Source organism: Streptomyces capillispiralis (assembly GCF_007829875.1).
In the GTDB taxonomy this organism is placed as follows: Bacteria; Actinomycetota; Actinomycetes; order Streptomycetales; family Streptomycetaceae; genus Streptomyces; species Streptomyces capillispiralis.
In genome coordinates this window covers 1,649,768-1,664,514 of record NZ_VIWV01000001.1, presented here as the reverse complement: position 1 = coordinate 1,664,514, position 14,747 = coordinate 1,649,768, and the positions used below count along the sequence as shown (strand labels likewise).

The window sequence follows — 14,747 nt, the reverse complement described above, 5'->3', positions numbered from 1 at the left end:
TGCCAAGCCGCGCGGGGGTGCCGTCAGCCCGAGCAGGACGTGCGCTCGGCCTCCCGCCATTCGCAGACCGGGCACAGGGTGATGCCCTTGTACGACTCCGGGTACTCCGTCGGTTCCTGGCACAGCACACAGCGCGCGTACGGCGGGCCGTCGGCCCGGGGCGGCCGGGAGGCGTCGATCAGGCAGTAGTCCGCGCCGGTGTCGGTGCCGGTGTCGGTGTCGGTGTCGCTCATGACTCCAGCGTAGGACGCTCAGCCCCGTCCGCCGGCGGCCGCGATCAGTTCGGAGACCTTCACGAAGCGGTAGCCCTGGCGGCGCAGCTCCGGGACGATCGCGCGGACGGCCCGTTCCGTGGTCGGGGCCGCGCTGAGGGTGCAGTGCAGGACGACCACCGAGCCCGGCCGCACCCCGTCCAGCACCTCCCGGGCCACCGCCTCCGCGTCCGTGGCGAACGCGTCGCCGCCGACCACGTCCCACTGCACGGCCGTGACACCGGCCGGGACCAGGGCCTTCAGCGCCGCACGGTCGTAGCAGCCGCCGGGGAAGCGGAAGTACGGCATCGGGTCCGGCACGCCCACCTTCCGGAACACCGCGTACGCCCGCTCCACGTCCGCCCGCATCCGGTCCGCGGAGACGGTCGGCAGGCCGTAGCAGTCGCCGGTGAACGCGTAGTGGCTGTAGGAGTGGTTGGCGACCTCGAAGAGCGGGTCCCGGCCGAGGGAGCGGGCCTGGTCCGGGTACTCCTCGGCCCAGCGGCCGGTCATGAACACCGTGGCCGGCACCTTCAGCGCGCGCAGGGTGGCGATGAGCCGGGGGTGGTCGAAGCGCTCGCCCGCCGCGGCCCTCGGGCCCTGGTCGGCGGTCATGTCGGCGTCGAAGGTCAGGGCGACCGTCCTGCCGTCGCTGCGGGGGCCGTGGCGGAACACCGGGGTCAGACCGGAGGGGCCGGGGGCGAGGGTGGGCGGGGACGTCGGTGGGGCGGGGGAGGCGGAGGGCGCGGGGCGGGGCGGCTGGCGGTCGGGCGGGGTGGCGGCACAGGCGGTGAGCGCGGCGCCCAGGGCGCACACGGCGACTGCTCGGCGTACGGGAGTGATCACCGTATGACGATATGAGTCGGATCATGTGATTGATCCGGTTACGGGCCGGTGGCGGCCGGGTGTCACCCGGGCGGGCGCCGGTGCGCCCGCCCGTGCCTCAGAGGTGGCGCCGCTCCAGGGGCTGCGTCGCCGGGCCCTGGATGACCTTGCCGTCCGTGTCGAAGCGGGAGCCGTGGCAGGGGCACTCCCAGGCCCGTTCGGCGGAGTTGAAGTCGACCAGGCAGCCCATGTGGGTGCAGCGGGGGGAGACCGCGTGCAGGGTGCCGTCCTCGTCGCGGTAGACCGCGAGCCGGCCGCCGCCGGCCCGGACCACGGCGCCCTCGCCCGGCGGCAGGGCCTCCACCGGCGGCGAGGGGCGCAGCCGGTCACCGACGAAGTGCTTGGCCACCTGCGCCTGGTGCTTGAGGAAGGACGGCGCCTCCCGGACGGCGGGCGCCAGCCGGCGCGGGTCGTACAGCCCGCTCCAGGCGCACTCCTCGCCGGTGATCTGCGCGGTGAGCAGCCGGCCCGCCATCATGCCGCCGCTCATCCCCCAGCCGCCGAAACCGGTGGCGACGTAGGTGTGCTTGGCGCCCGGGTGCAGCGGGCCGACCAGCGGCACGGTGTCGGTGGGATCGTTGTCCTGGGTGGCCCAGCGGTGGGTGAGCTCCACGTCGGGGAAGTGCCGGCGCGCCCAGGCGGCGAGGCGGTCGAAGCGCGCCCGGGTGTCGCCGGTGCCCGGAGTGAAGTGCTCGCCGGTGATCACCAGCAGGCGCCGGGTGCCGTCCTCGCCGTAGGGGGCGGTGCGGACCGAGCGGGTGTCCTCCTCGGGCGTGATGTACATGCCGTCCGGGTCCAGACCGGCGGGGACCGGCCCGGCGACGACCAGCTCGCGGCGCGGGGAGAGACGCGTGAACAGCAGCGCCCGGTCGAAGACCGGGTAGTGGGTGGCGACCACCACGTCGCGGGCCGTCACCGTGGCGCCGGTCGACGTCGACAGGCGGCAGGGCGTGCCCTCCTCCAGGCCCAGGACGGTGGTGTCCTCGTGGACGCGGCCTCCCCGCGCGACCAGATCGCCGGCGAGGGCCAGCAGGTCTTGCGCGGATGGAACTGGGCCTGGTCCGTCATCCGCACGGCGCCCGCCACCGGGAACGGCAGCCCGGTCTCCGTGACGAAGGAGGCCGGCAGGCCCGCCTCCCGCGCGGCCCGCGCCTCCGCGCGCAGCTCCTCGGCCCGGCCCGGGTCACGGACGTAGGTGTACGCGCTGCGGTGCTCCCACTCGCAGTCGATGCCGAGCTCCGCCACGAGCCCGGCGGTGTGCTCGATCGCCTCGGACTGCGAACGGGCGTACAGCCGTGCGCCCTCGCTGCCCCGGGTGCGGCGCAGCTTGTCGTAGACCAGCGTGTGCAGGGCGGTGATCTTGGCGGTGGTGTGGCCGGTGACGCCGGCCGCGATCCGCCCGGCCTCCAGCACCGCCACGCTCTTCCCGGCCCGGGCCAGCTCCCGAGCCGTGCACAGACCGGCGATGCCCCCGCCGATCACGGCCACGTCGACATCGAGGTCGTCGGTCAGGGGGGCGTGCCGGCCGTCCGGTGCGCTCTGGAGCCAGTACGAGCCGCTGACCTGCTGCTTCTCCGTCATGTGGGGCCGAGTACCCCGGTGTGCCGAGTTCAGTGGCCGACGGGGACGGCAGGGCCGTGCCCCGGGGAGGAGTTGCGGGAGGAGGGGTGCGGGGATAACGTACAACCAAATGGTTGTAGATGAGCTGACCGACGACACCGTGGACCGGCTGTTCCACGCACTGGCCGACGCGACGCGACGCGACATACTCCGGCGCTGTGTCCGGGGTGAGCTGTCCGTGTCACGTCTGGCCGCGGCGTACCCGATGAGCTTCGCCGCGGTGCAGAAACACGTCACGGTGCTGGAGCGGGCCGGTCTGGTCACCAAGGAGCGACGCGGACGGGAGCAGCTCGTGCGCACCGACCCCGACGCGGTGGGCCGCGCGCGGCGGGCCCTCGACGAACTCGAGTCGGCCTGGCGGGCCCGGGTGGACCGGATGTCCGGACTGCTCGCGGACGACCCCGGCCGTGACGCCGCCCCCGCCGCCCCCGAGGACAACGAGTACGACGAGCACGACGAGCACGACGAGGACAACCCCAGGAAAGGACCGGAGAGATGACCGTCACCCGTGTGGACAAGGACGTCGACACGCTCACCCTCACCGTCGTCGCCGACTTCACCGCCCCGGTGGAGCGGGTGTGGCAGCTGTGGGCCGACCCGCGGCTGCTGGAGCGCTGGTGGGGTCCGCCGAGCTACCCGGCGACCATCGAGGAGCACGACCTGACGCCCGGTGGGGGCGTGAGGTACTACATGACCGGACCGGAGGGCGAGAAGTTCGGCGGCTGGTGGCGGGTCTCCTCGGTGACGCCGCCGACCACCCTGGAGTTCACCGACGGCTTCTCCGACCAGGAGGGCAGGCCCGACCCCGAGATGCCGACCACCGCGGTACGGATGACGCTCACCGAGCACGACGGCGGGACGCGCATGGAGCTGCGGTCCGCCTTCGACACCCGGGAGCAGATGGAGCGGCTGGCCGAGATGGGCATGGTCGAGGGTCTGAGCCAGTCCGTCGGGCAGATGGACGGCCTGCTGGCGGGCTGAGACGGCCCGCGCGGGGCGCGCGGCGGCCGGGACGGAGGGCGGCTCGCCCCACGCCCCGGCCGCCGGGCGGCTACCCGCGCCAGGGCCCCGTCACGGCGAAGGTCGTGCCGGGCGCGTAGCAGTTGACGTACATCGTGTGCCCGTCCGGGGAGAAGGTGACGCCGGCGAACTCGCCGTACTCCGGTTCCTCGGGGGTCCCGGTGTTCTGGCGGTTGCGGGCCAGTGCGTAGACCTCGCCGCGCCGGGTGACGCCGTAGACGTGCTGGGCGCCGCCGCCGTCCTCGCAGACCATCAGGCCGCCGCCGGGCGCGAGGCAGATGTTGTCCGGTGACTCGCCGGGCAGCTGGACGTCGGTGTCCGGGCCGAAGACGATCACCAGGGTGAGGCGGCGGCGGTCCGGGTCGTAGCGCCAGATCTGCCCGTAGTGGTCGCCCGCCGAGCCCTCCGCGCTGCGCGCGAACGACGACACGAAGTACACCGAGCGGCCGCCCCAGTAGCAGCCCTCCAGCTTCTGGGCGTGGGTGATGCCCCTCGGGCCGAAGTCCTGGTGCCGGATCGGGGTGGTGACGGCCTGCGGGTCCGGTACGTCCACCCACTCGACGCCGTCGAAGCGGGCGCCCGTCTCCTGGATCGACGACAGGTCGGGCACCCCGGGCACCCGCATCGCCTGGAGCCGGCCGCCCGCGCGCAGCGAACCGGTGCCGCCCAGCGGCTTCTCGGGCAGGAAGCGGTAGAACAGGCCGAAGGGCCGTTCGAAGGCGTCCTCGGTCTCGTAGACGACACCCCGCTGCGGGTCGACGGCGACCGCCTCGTGCTGGAAGCGGCCCATCGCGGTCAGCGGTACGGCACCCGTGCGGCGCGGGTCGGCGCCGTCGACCTCGAAGACGAAGCCGTGGTCCTTGGTGTAGCCGTTGGTGCCCGCCTTGTCCTCGGTCTCCTCGCAGGTCAGCCAGGTGTTCCAGGGGGTCGGACCGCCCGCGCAGTTCACCGCCGTACCGGCGACGGCCACCCGTTCCGACAGCACCCGGCCGCGGGGGTCCAGGGTCAGCGCGGTGCAGCCGCCCTTGCCCGCCGGGTCGTAGGTCAGGCCGTCGATCACCGGGACCGGGACCCGGCCGGTGGCGCGGTTCTCGTGGTTGCGGACCAGGTGGACGCGGCCCGCTCTGCCCGCGAAGGCGGCCATGCCGTCGTGGTGGGAGGGGACCGGGCCCTCGCCCGAGCGCAGGGGGTCGCCCTCGCGGGAGAGCACCCGGTAGCGGAACCCCTCGGGCAGGTCGAGCAGCCCGTCGGGGTCGGGGACCAGCGGGCCGTAGCCGGTGTGGCCGAGGTCCCGGGCGGCGGCGGTGCCGGTGAAGAGTTCGGAGAGGGCGCCGGAGAAGGCGATGCCGATGCCCACGGCACCGGACCGGGCGAGCAGGTGACGCCGTGTCGTGGGAGAGCCGGTGACGGACTCGGTTTCTGACATGGGGAAACCTTCCTGCTGGCGGACAGGAACTGTGACCAGCCGTGTCTATCACCTGGGGCGGATCCCGGGAACCACGCGCGTAGCTCGTGTCACGGGCCGGGGGTGCGGCCCCCGGCCTCCCCGCGGGCTTCCACCTCGTGCTCGTGGGGCGTCTGCTGGGCGGCCCGTTCGAGGAAGCGCAGCAGCTCCACCGGGAAGGGCAGGACGAGGGTGGAGTTCTTCTCGGCGGCGACCGCGACGATGGTCTGGAGCAGGCGCAGTTGGAGCGCGGAGGGGGTCTCGGCCATCTGCTGGGCGGCCTCGGCCAGCTTCCTCGACGCCTGGAGCTCGGCGTCGGCGTTGATGACGCGGGCCCGGCGCTCGCGGTCGGCCTCGGCCTGGCGGGCCATGGACCGCTTCATCGTGTCGGGCAGGGAGACGTCCTTGATCTCGACCCGGTCGATCTGCACGCCCCAGCCGATCGCGGGGCTGTCGATCATCAGCTCCAGGCCCTGGTTCAGCTTCTCGCGGTTGGAGAGCAGGTCGTCGAGGTCGCTCTTGCCGATGATCGACCGCAGCGAGGTCTGCGCCATCTGCGAGACCGCGAACCGGTAGCTCTCGACGTTGACGATCGCCGCCGCAGCGTCGACGACCTTGAAGTACACCACCGCGTCGACCCGCACGGTCACGTTGTCCCGGGTGATGCCCTCCTGGGCCGGCACCGGCATGGTGACGATCTGCAGGTTGACCTTGTGCAGCCGGTCCACACCGGGCACGACGAGGGTGAACCCGGGCGGGCGCGCGTCGCCGTGCAGCCGGCCCAGCCGGAAGACCACCCCGCGTTCGTACTGCTTGACGACCCGCGCCGCCGCGACGAGATACACGGTGCCCGCGGCGCCGACCGACACGGCCGCGGTGAGCAGCTCCTCGAGCATGACGGCCTCCCGTCCAGAGGTCCGCTGCGTACGCTTTCGTCCGCTTCTGCCACGATAGGCCCCCGGTCCGGCGCGGTGCCATGCGCCGGGGACGGGGACGGGGACGGGGGCGGGGACGCCAGGCCCTGTGCCCTGCGGGGCGTGCGCCGTACGCCGTACGCGGGGCCGCCCCGGCCGCACGGCGTACGTGCGGCCGGGGCGGCCGGGGACCGGGGCGGGGTCAGCCCGTGGCGACCGGGGAGTCCTCCTCCCGGGCCGTCGCCCCCGTGCGCTCGGTGAAGCGCACCGGTTCCGTGCCCGGCGCGCTGTGCCGTTCGGCCCAGTTGCGCAGGGCCGTGTGGCAGGCGTGGTCCAGGTGGTGCAGACCGGAGAGGTCGAGGACGAGGGGACGGTCCTGGGGCAGCGCCTCCAGCGTGTCGAGGATCTTCGGCAGCCGCAGGAACGTCGCGTTGCCCGACAGGTACACCTGGATGGGGCCCGCGCCCTTGTCTATGACCTCCAGCTTGGCCTGCGAGGCCTCCCAGGCGGTCTTCACCACCGACAGGGCCAGACCGATCAGCACGCCCTCGAACATGTTCACCGCGACGATCGACACGGCGGTGACCACCAGGATCAGCGCCTCGCCCCGGTGTCCCCGCCACAGCGAGACGAGGCCCCGGAACGGGATCAGCTTCCAGCCCGCGTGGACCAGGATGCCGGCCAGCGCGGGCAGCGGGATCAGTGCCAGCGCGGCCGGCAGCAGCGCGGCGAAGAGCAGCAGCCACACACCGTGCATCACCCGGGACGCCTTGGTCCTGGCGCCCGCCTGGACGTTGGCCGAGCTGCGCACGATGACCGCGGTCATCGGCAGCGCGCCGAGGACCCCGCAGACCGTGTTGCCCGCGCCCTGCGCCATGAGCTCCTTGTTGTACTCGGTGCGCGGACCGTCGTGCAGGCGGTCCACCGCGGCGGCGCTGAACAGGCTCTCGGCGGAGGCGATCAGGGTGAAGGCGACGATCGTGCCGAGGATGCCGAGGCCCGCCAGCTCGCCGAAGGCGTCCCCGCCGGGCGGCTGGATGGCGTCGAACAGGCCCTGCACCTCGACCGTCGCGACGGGCACGCCGAACGCGAGGGTGACGGCCGTCGCCAGCAGGACCGCCGCGAGCGCGCCCGGCACGGCCCCGGCCGGCCCGGGCATCCGGCGCCACAGCACCATCACCACGACGGTGCCCGCGCCGACCGCGAGCGAGGCGAGCGCCTCGGTGCTGCCGAGCGCGTCGGCCGCGGCCCTGGGCAGCCCCAGGATCTTGTCGAGACCGGAACTGGGGGCCTCCAGTCCGGCCGCCGCGTACAGCTGGCCGGCGATGAGCACCAGACCGATACCGGCCAGCATGCCCTCGACGACCGACAGGGATATCGCGCGGAACCAGCGTCCGAGCCGCAGGGCGCCCATGGCCAGCTGGAGCAGTCCGGTGGCCAGCACGATCACGCCGAGGGCGGGCAGTCCGTAGGTGTCGACCGCCTCGAAGACCAGGACGGTCAGTCCGGCGGCCGGCCCGGACACCTGGAGGCTGCTGCCCGGCAGCATTCCGGTGACCAGACCGCCCACGATGCCCGTGACCAGGCCGAGTTCGGCCGGGACACCGGAGGCGACGGCGACGCCCACGCAGAGCGGGAGCGCGACGAGGAACACGACGAGCGAGGCGGCGAAGTCCTGCCGCAGGTGGGGGAACTTGGTCACGGCCGGGCTCACAGCGCCTCGAACGCGTCGGTGCCGGCGCGGTGTTCGCGCACGGCTCCGGTGTGCACCTCGTAGTACCAGCCGTGCAGCCGGAGCCGGCCCGCGGCCAGCCGTTGCTCGACACAGGGGTACGAGCGCAGCCGGAGCAGCTGGGCCAGCACGTGGTGCTGCACCGCCTCCGCGCAGGCCGGGTCGGCCGCGTCGGCGGACGCGGGCTCGTCCGCGGCGTGCGCCAGCCAGTCGCGCACGGCCGGTACGGCGTCGAGGTCGTCGCCGCGGACCAGCGCGCCGATGGCGCCGCAGTGGGAGTGGCCGCAGACCACGATGTCGGACACGCCGAGCACCTCCACGGCGTACTCGACGGTGGCCGCTTCGGCGGTGGGACGCCCGGAGGCGTACGGCGGGACGATGTTGCCCGCGGTGCGCAGTTCGAAGAGCTCGCCGGGCCGGGCGCCCGTGATCAGGGCCGGTACGACCCGCGAGTCGGAGCAGGTGATGAACAGGACGTCGGGGGATTGTCCCTCGGCGAGGCGGGCGAACTCCTCAGGGCGCTGTCCGAACGTGCGGGCGTTGTCGATGAGGGGCTGCATGTGGTGTTTCCTCCTGGCGCGCGTGGGGGCGCGTCGGACGGGCATGACAGGGCGGGTATCACTGACCCTTGGCCCATGCTTTACGGGCCGTATGCGCGGATGCGAAGACTGCGGGGGGCGCGGGGAAGTGAAGCGAAGGTAAAGCGACGGCAAGGGCCGAGGGTGTGGCCACAGTCGCCGGACCTTGGAACATGCGTCCCCCTCAAGGCGGTTCACACCTCTTCCGCACACCAACCATTGGTCAATGGTTGGTCAAGAAACACGTTAACCCTGCAAAGTCCTTTGCAGGGTTAACTCGGTGTTTCGAGGCGAAGAGAGCCTGAAAAGATGAGGTGTGTTGGCGTGAATCCGCCCTTGATCAACGGGCGTTGGATCGGGTAACGGCCACCCGGGTCACACGGCTTCGGCGAGCCGTCCCGCGTCCCGGGCCAGCGCGGTGAGGCGCGAGATCGCCCGGAAGTACTTCTTGCGGTAGCCGCCCGTCAGCATCTCCTCGCTGAACAGCCGGTCGAAGGGCAGGCCCGAGGCGAGCACGGGCACCTCGCGGTCGTAGAGCCGGTCCGCGAGCACGACCAGCCGGAGCGCGGTCGACTGGTCCGGCACCGGCCGCACACCGGTGAGGCACACCGCGCGCAGCCCGTCGGTGAGCGCGCCGTAGCGGCTGGGGTGCACCTTCGCGAGGTGGTCCAGCAGGTCGGGGAAGGCGTCCAGCGAGGCGCCCTCGACGGTGTGCGCGGTCCTGGTCACCAGCTCGTCGGAGTGGGGCGGCGGCGCCTCGGGCAGCCCCCGGTGGCGGTAGTCCTCGCCGTCGATGCGCAGGGCGCGGAAGTGGGCCGACAGGCCCTGGATCTCCCGCAGGAAGTCCGCCGCCGCGAACCGCCCCTCGCCGAGCTTGCCCGGCAGTGTGTTCGAGGTGGCGGCGAGCGCGACGCCCGCCTCGACCAGCTTGCCGAGCAGGGTGGAGACGAGCACGGTGTCACCCGGGTCGTCCAGTTCGAACTCGTCGATGCACAGCAGCCGGTGCCCGGAGAGGGTCCTCACCGTCTGCTGGAAGCCGAGGGCGCCGACCAGGTTGGTCAGCTCCACGAAGGTGCCGAACGCCTTGAGCGCGGGCTCGGCCGGGGTGGCGTGCCACAGGGAGGCCAGCAGATGGGTCTTGCCGACGCCGTAGCCGCCGTCGAGGTAGACGCCGCGCGGACCGGCCGGTGCCTTCTTCGGCGCCCTGCCGAAGCCGAACAGCCCGCGCCGGCCGGAGCCGGCCGCCGCCCCGTCGAGGCCCGCCGCGAAGCCCTCCAGGACCCGCACGGCCTCGGTCTGGCTCGGCTGACCGGGGTCCGGTATGTACGTGCTGAAGCGGACCGAGTCGAACCGCGGCGGCGGCACCATCTCGGCGACGAGCCGGTCCGCGGGGACGTGCGGCTCGCGGGCGCACAGGGACAGCGGGGCCACGTCGGCCGGGGGACCGGGACGGGAGGCGGCGGAGGAGGACGACACGGTCCCCCATGCTACGTCGCGTGGAAGACTGCCCGGCATGCGACGCCTGTTCCCCGTGCCCCACGTGACCGACGAAACAGCAGCTCCCGGCGGGGAGGACGGCGGCGAGTGGAGTCTCGCCGAGCTGGCCGCCGCGTACGCCTACCCCGAGCCGGGGCCCGGCGGCCGCGAGCCGTGGCTGCGGGCCAACATGGTGTCCACCCTCGACGGGGCCGCCCAGCACGAGGGCCGCTCCCAGCCCATCTCCTGCGCGGCCGACATGCGGATCTTCGGTGTGCTGCGGGCCCTCGCGGACGTGGTCGTCGTCGGCGCGGAGACGGTACGGCAGGAGGGCTACCGCCCGGCACGCGCGCGGACCGAGTTCGCGGCGGCGCGCGCGGCGGCCGGGCAGGGACCGGCGCCCGCGGTCGCGGTGGTGACGGCCGGCCTCGACCTCGACTTCTCCCTGCCGCTGTTCACCTCGCCCCTGGTGCCCACGCTGCTCCTGACCGGCGCCGGGGCCGCCCCGGAGCGGGTCGCGGCCGCCGAGCGGGCGGGCGTGCGGGTGGTGCCCGCCGGGGAGGGCGCCGGGGTGGACCCCGCGCGGGCGGTGCGCGAGCTCGCCGGCCTCGGCCACACCCGGCTGCTGACCGAGGGGGGCCCGCGCCTGCTGGGCCAGGTGGTGGCGGCCGGGGTGCTGGACGAGCTCTGCCTCACCGTCGCCCCGATGCTCACCGCCGGTGACGCGCAGCGCATCGCGGGTGGACCCTCGGTGACACTTCCGCGTCGTTTCGCGCTGAAGTCGATGTTGGAGGAAGACGGTTTCCTGTTCACGCGGTATCAGCGGACCTGAAGGGACTTGCTCGGGAATGTCCGGTCATGAGCAGGGACGTCCGGGCGTGTGTCCGCGGTGACCGCGGTGACCGCGGGTCCGGCGATCGGCGGAACCCATCCGCCCCCCGGGCCCGGTGACGGGCGAGACTGAATCCGGCGGTACCCGTGCGAACACGGGGCAGGATGGTTTCCGCGGGGCCTGGCTCGGCCCACGGAGCAGAGGGCCCGCGGGCCCTCCGAGGAAAAGGGGCGCCTGGTGTTCACAAGCGTACTGATGATCGAGAAGGCCCTGACGTCCGCCGACGTGGAGTTCGTCACCACGCTGCACGGCGACGAGCCGGTCTCCTTCCACGTGCTGCTCCAGCCGCGCGGCGAACAGGCCGACCGGCTGCTGAGGGCCATCGACGACGTCGCGCTCGGCGAGCTCGACGAGGCCGTCCGCGAGGGCGGGACCCCCGAGGGGGAGGAGGCCAAGAGCGTGGGGGAGCGGGCCCTGGAGGTGTCCCTGCAGGCCCTCAGAGCGACCGGCGACGAGGCCGAGGGCCGTCTCATCGGGGACCACCCCCTGGACGCGCTGAAGGCCATGGTGGAGGAGGTCGGGGCGGACGAGGTGATCGTCCTGACCGATCCGCACTACGTGGAGGAGTTCTTTCACCGGGACTGGGCCTCCCGGGCCCGGCACAAGGTGGGGGTGCCGGTGCTGAAACTCTTCTCCCACAGCAAGGCATAGGCTGGGGCGGCGCTCTCCCGCCCCGCCGGAGGGGGCGCGAAGACCGCCGTCCCGCTCGTCGCACCACTGGGAGAACACGCATGGCACCCGGCCTTCCTACCGCCATGGACCGACCGCACTTCATCGGCATCGGCGGCGCCGGGATGTCGGGCATCGCCAAGATCCTCGCCCAGCGCGGCGCGAAGGTGGCCGGCAGCGACGCCAAGGACTCCGCGACCGCCGACGCCCTGCGCGCGCTCGGCGCCACCGTGCACATCGGCCACGCCGCCGGGCACCTCGCCGACGACGCCAGCTGCGTGGTCGTCTCCTCCGCCATCCGCGAGGACAACCCCGAGCTGGTGCGGGCGGCCGAGCTGGGCATCCCGGTGGTGCACCGCTCCGACGCCCTCGCCGCCCTGATGGACGGCCTGCGCCCGATCGCGGTGGCCGGCACCCACGGCAAGACCACCACCACCTCCATGCTGGCCGTCTCCCTGACCGAGCTGGGCCGCGAGCCGTCGTACGCGATCGGCGGCGACCTGGACGCCCCCGGCTCCAACGCGCTGCACGGCGCGGGCGAGATCTTCGTAGCCGAGGCCGACGAGTCCGACCGCAGCTTCCACAAGTACGCGCCCGAGGTCGCGATCATCCTCAACGTGGAGCTGGACCACCACGCCAACTACGCGTCCATGGAGGAGATCCACGAGTCCTTCGGGACGTTCGTCGGCCGGATCGTGCCCGGCGGCACGCTGGTGATCTCCGCCGACCACGAGGGCGCCCGGGAGCTGACCCGGCGGCTGGACGGCTCGGTGCGGACGGTGACGTACGGCGAGGCGGCGGACGCCGACGTGCGGGTGCTGTCGGTCGTCCCGCAGGGCCTGAGGAGCGAGGTGACCGTCGAGCTGGACGGCGACCGGCTCACCTTCACCGTGTCCGTCCCCGGCAAGCACTACGCGCTCAACGCGGTGGCCGCGCTCGCCGCGGGCGCGGCGCTCGGCGTCCCGGCCGCCGAGCTGGCCCCGGCGCTGGCCGCGTACACCGGGGTCAAGCGGCGCCTCCAGCTCAAGGGCGAGGAGGCCGGCGTACAGGTCATCGACTCCTACGCGCACCACCCGACCGAGATGACCGCCGACCTGGAGGCGATGCGCGCCGCCGCCGGCGACGGCCGCATCCTCGTGCTCTTCCAGCCCCACCTGTTCTCCCGCACCCGGGAGCTGGGCACCGAGATGGGGCAGGCGCTGGCCCTGGCCGACGCCTCCGTGGTGCTGGACATCTACCCGGCCCGCGAGGACCCGGTCCCCGGCGTCACCAGCGAGCTGATCATCGACGCGGCCCGCGCGGCCGGCGCCGACGTCACGGCCGTCCACGACAAGGCCGACGCCCCCGCGGTGATCGCGGGAATGGCGAAGCCCGGTGATCTCGTTCTGACCATGGGAGCGGGCGACGTCACCGACCTCGGCCCGCACATCCTGGACCGTCTGTCGAAGTAAGGGGCTGGAAGCTCATGCCGTACGACGTGGAGAAGCCGGACGAGCAGTGGCGCGCGGAACTGTCGTCGTCGGAGTACGCCGTTCTGCGCCAGGCGGCGACGGAACCCGCCTTCACCGGTGAGTACACCGACACCAGGACCGAGGGCGTCTACTCCTGCCGCGCCTGCGGCGCCGAGCTGTTCACCTCGGGCACCAAGTTCGAGTCGCACTGCGGCTGGCCGTCCTTCTACGACCCCAAGGACACCGACGCCGTGGAGCTGGTGGAGGACCGCTCGCACGGCATGGTGCGCACCGAGGTCCGCTGCGCCCGCTGCGGCTCCCATCTGGGGCACGTCTTCGAGGGCGAGGGCTACCCGACGCCCACCGACCAGCGGTACTGCATCAACAGCATCTCGCTGCGCCTCCGGCCCGCCGAGGGCTGATGCCGTACCTGCTGCTCACCAGCCGGTGAGCAGCAGGTGGTTGAGGAGCAGGGCGAGGACGGCCTGCCCGGCGAGCCAGGCGCGCGGGCCGGGCAGGAAGGCAGCGGCGGGCAGCAGCCAGAACGCGAAGGGCAGCCAGATGCGTTCCGTCTCCGCCTTGCTCATCCCGGACAGATCGGCGATCAGCAGCGCGAGGAGCGCGGCCACGAGCAGCAGGCCGAGACGGCCAGCGGCGGTGCGGGTGGGCCGGGCGCGGTCCCGGAGCAGCAGGCCGCCGCCCCTGCGCAGCCCGGCCAACGTCGCCGGGCCGGTGATCAGCACCGCGCACGCGAGATTCGCCCAGACCCAGTACCCGTACGGCCGTACCCCGCCCGCCCCCTGGTAGTAGCGGGTGACCAGCAGCCGGTACGCCTCCCACCAGTCGAACCCCAGCGCGGTGAACACCACCGGCACGACCAGGAGCCCGGCGAGCACGTACGGCAGTGGCCGCAGCCGCCGCGTGCCCAGCAGCAGGACCGCCGCGCCGATCACCGCGAACAGCGCGAGCCCGTACGACAGATACAGGGTGAGCCCGAACAGCAGCCCCGAGCCGAAGCCGGTCCGGGCCGGCCGGTGCCCCGTCACGGCGAGGGCGAGCAGCGCGACGGCCCAGGCCGTGACCGCCGTGAAGAAGCCGTCGGCCGAGGTCCCCACCCACACCGCCGCCGGGGCCAGGACCAGGAAGGGCGCGGCGCGGCGGGCGAGCGACTCGTCGGCGAGCCGGCGTACGGCGATCAGGATCGCGACCGCCGCGGTGGTGCCGACGGTGATGACGAAGGCACCGGCCCATCCCCCGCCGCCTAGTCCGATCCGGTCGAGGACGACGAAGGTGAGGGTGGCGCCCGGAGGGTGCCCGGCGACATGGGCGGGCCAGTTGTCGGGGGTGTCGAGCAGGATGTGCCCGGTGAAGTCCCGCAGGGCGGCGGGGATGTCCCGGAAGCGGTCCACGGCCCTCAGATACTCGTGTGTGCTGGTCAGCTGCTCGGCGACGCCCCGGGACCAGCCGTCGACAAGGGCGAGCGACCAGGTCCAGGCCAGGGAGGCGCCCCACACCGTGAGCAGCAGGGGCCGCCAGCGCAGCCGGGCGGCCAGGGCGGGGCCGTACGCCACCACGGCGGCGGCGACGAGCAGCGCGGCCGGAGTGCCCGGGCCGGCGTGCGGCGCCCAGTCGGCCAGCAGCGGCGGCCGGTTGACCCGGAGCGTGCCGTGGCGGTCCTGGATCCGGGCGCCGATCAGGACGGCCGCCAGGACGAGCAGCGCGGCCGCCGCGACCACGCGGAGATCACGGGCGAGACCGCTCGGGGCGGGGCGGGGAAGATCGCGGTTCACGCCGTCACGCTAGGCCGGGGGAGCC

Annotated in this window: 14 protein-coding genes and 1 pseudogene; 6 read left to right on the top strand and 9 right to left on the bottom strand. The window is 73.5% G+C overall.

Annotation, left to right across the window (positions count from 1 at the left end):
- Positions 1–23: 23 nt before the first annotated feature.
- From FHX78_RS06760 to FHX78_RS06750, 3 genes and pseudogenes are all read right to left on the bottom strand, one after another.
- Complete coding sequence (locus FHX78_RS06760) at positions 24–233, bottom strand: hypothetical protein (protein ID WP_145866559.1); 210 nt, start codon at positions 231–233, stop codon at positions 24–26.
- Positions 234–251: 18 nt separating this feature from the next.
- Positions 252–1,097, bottom strand: coding sequence for a polysaccharide deacetylase family protein (locus FHX78_RS06755; protein ID WP_145866558.1), 846 nt, complete (start codon positions 1,095–1,097; stop codon positions 252–254).
- Positions 1,098–1,194: 97 nt separating this feature from the next.
- A pseudogene (locus tag FHX78_RS06750) lies at positions 1,195–2,717 on the bottom strand (FAD-dependent oxidoreductase).
- A gap of 109 nt (positions 2,718–2,826) precedes the next feature.
- Here FHX78_RS06750 and FHX78_RS06745 point away from each other — a divergent pair.
- Both FHX78_RS06745 and FHX78_RS06740 read left to right on the top strand, forming a co-directional pair.
- Positions 2,827–3,255, top strand: a complete 429-nt coding sequence (locus tag FHX78_RS06745; RefSeq protein ID WP_229923947.1) for an ArsR/SmtB family transcription factor — start codon at positions 2,827–2,829, stop codon at positions 3,253–3,255.
- Positions 3,252–3,737, top strand: coding sequence for an SRPBCC family protein (locus FHX78_RS06740; RefSeq protein WP_145866557.1), 486 nt, complete (start codon positions 3,252–3,254; stop codon positions 3,735–3,737). The genes FHX78_RS06745 and FHX78_RS06740 overlap by 4 nt, the downstream gene beginning before the upstream one ends.
- A gap of 70 nt (positions 3,738–3,807) precedes the next feature.
- Here FHX78_RS06740 and FHX78_RS06735 read toward each other — a convergent pair whose 3' ends face one another.
- The 5 genes from FHX78_RS06735 to zapE form a co-directional block, all read right to left on the bottom strand.
- Entirely contained in the window at positions 3,808–5,202 is a 1,395-nt protein-coding gene (locus FHX78_RS06735) for an alkaline phosphatase PhoX (RefSeq protein WP_145866556.1), read from the bottom strand.
- 89 nt (positions 5,203–5,291) lie between these two features.
- The gene (locus FHX78_RS06730) at positions 5,292–6,116 is read right to left on the bottom strand and encodes a slipin family protein (RefSeq protein WP_145866555.1); all 825 of its coding nucleotides are present in this window, start codon (positions 6,114–6,116) and stop codon (positions 5,292–5,294) included.
- A 220-nt stretch (positions 6,117–6,336) separates the two neighbouring features.
- On the bottom strand, positions 6,337–7,836 hold the full coding sequence (locus tag FHX78_RS06725; protein WP_229923946.1) for a SulP family inorganic anion transporter: 1,500 nt from the start codon (positions 7,834–7,836) through the stop codon (positions 6,337–6,339).
- An 8-nt stretch (positions 7,837–7,844) separates the two neighbouring features.
- Positions 7,845–8,426 carry a carbonic anhydrase gene (locus FHX78_RS06720; protein WP_145866553.1) on the bottom strand — a complete coding sequence of 194 codons (582 nt, stop codon included), beginning with the start codon at positions 8,424–8,426 and terminating at the stop codon, positions 7,845–7,847.
- Between the two features lie 393 nt (positions 8,427–8,819).
- Positions 8,820–9,920 (bottom strand): cell division protein ZapE, encoded by a 1,101-nt coding sequence (gene zapE / locus FHX78_RS06715; RefSeq protein ID WP_145866552.1) that lies wholly within the window; start codon positions 9,918–9,920, stop codon positions 8,820–8,822.
- 37 nt (positions 9,921–9,957) lie between these two features.
- Here zapE and FHX78_RS06710 point away from each other — a divergent pair, with 37 nt between their 5' ends.
- The 4 genes from FHX78_RS06710 to msrB all read left to right on the top strand — a co-directional run bounded on the left by FHX78_RS06710 (position 9,958) and on the right by msrB (position 13,354).
- Complete coding sequence (locus FHX78_RS06710; RefSeq protein ID WP_145866551.1) at positions 9,958–10,752, top strand: pyrimidine reductase family protein; 795 nt, start codon at positions 9,958–9,960, stop codon at positions 10,750–10,752.
- Between the two features lie 237 nt (positions 10,753–10,989).
- Positions 10,990–11,463 (top strand): indole-3-glycerol phosphate synthase, encoded by a 474-nt coding sequence (locus tag FHX78_RS06705; protein ID WP_189908590.1) that lies wholly within the window; start codon positions 10,990–10,992, stop codon positions 11,461–11,463.
- Positions 11,464–11,543: 80 nt separating this feature from the next.
- Positions 11,544–12,932 (top strand): UDP-N-acetylmuramate--L-alanine ligase, encoded by a 1,389-nt coding sequence (gene murC, locus FHX78_RS06700; protein WP_145866550.1) that lies wholly within the window; start codon positions 11,544–11,546, stop codon positions 12,930–12,932.
- Between the two features lie 14 nt (positions 12,933–12,946).
- Complete coding sequence (gene msrB, locus FHX78_RS06695; RefSeq protein ID WP_145866549.1) at positions 12,947–13,354, top strand: peptide-methionine (R)-S-oxide reductase MsrB; 408 nt, start codon at positions 12,947–12,949, stop codon at positions 13,352–13,354.
- A gap of 15 nt (positions 13,355–13,369) precedes the next feature.
- Here the strand turns inward: msrB and FHX78_RS06690 are convergent, their stop codons facing one another.
- Complete coding sequence (locus FHX78_RS06690) at positions 13,370–14,722, bottom strand: hypothetical protein (protein WP_145866548.1); 1,353 nt, start codon at positions 14,720–14,722, stop codon at positions 13,370–13,372.
- Positions 14,723–14,747 lie beyond the last annotated feature (25 nt).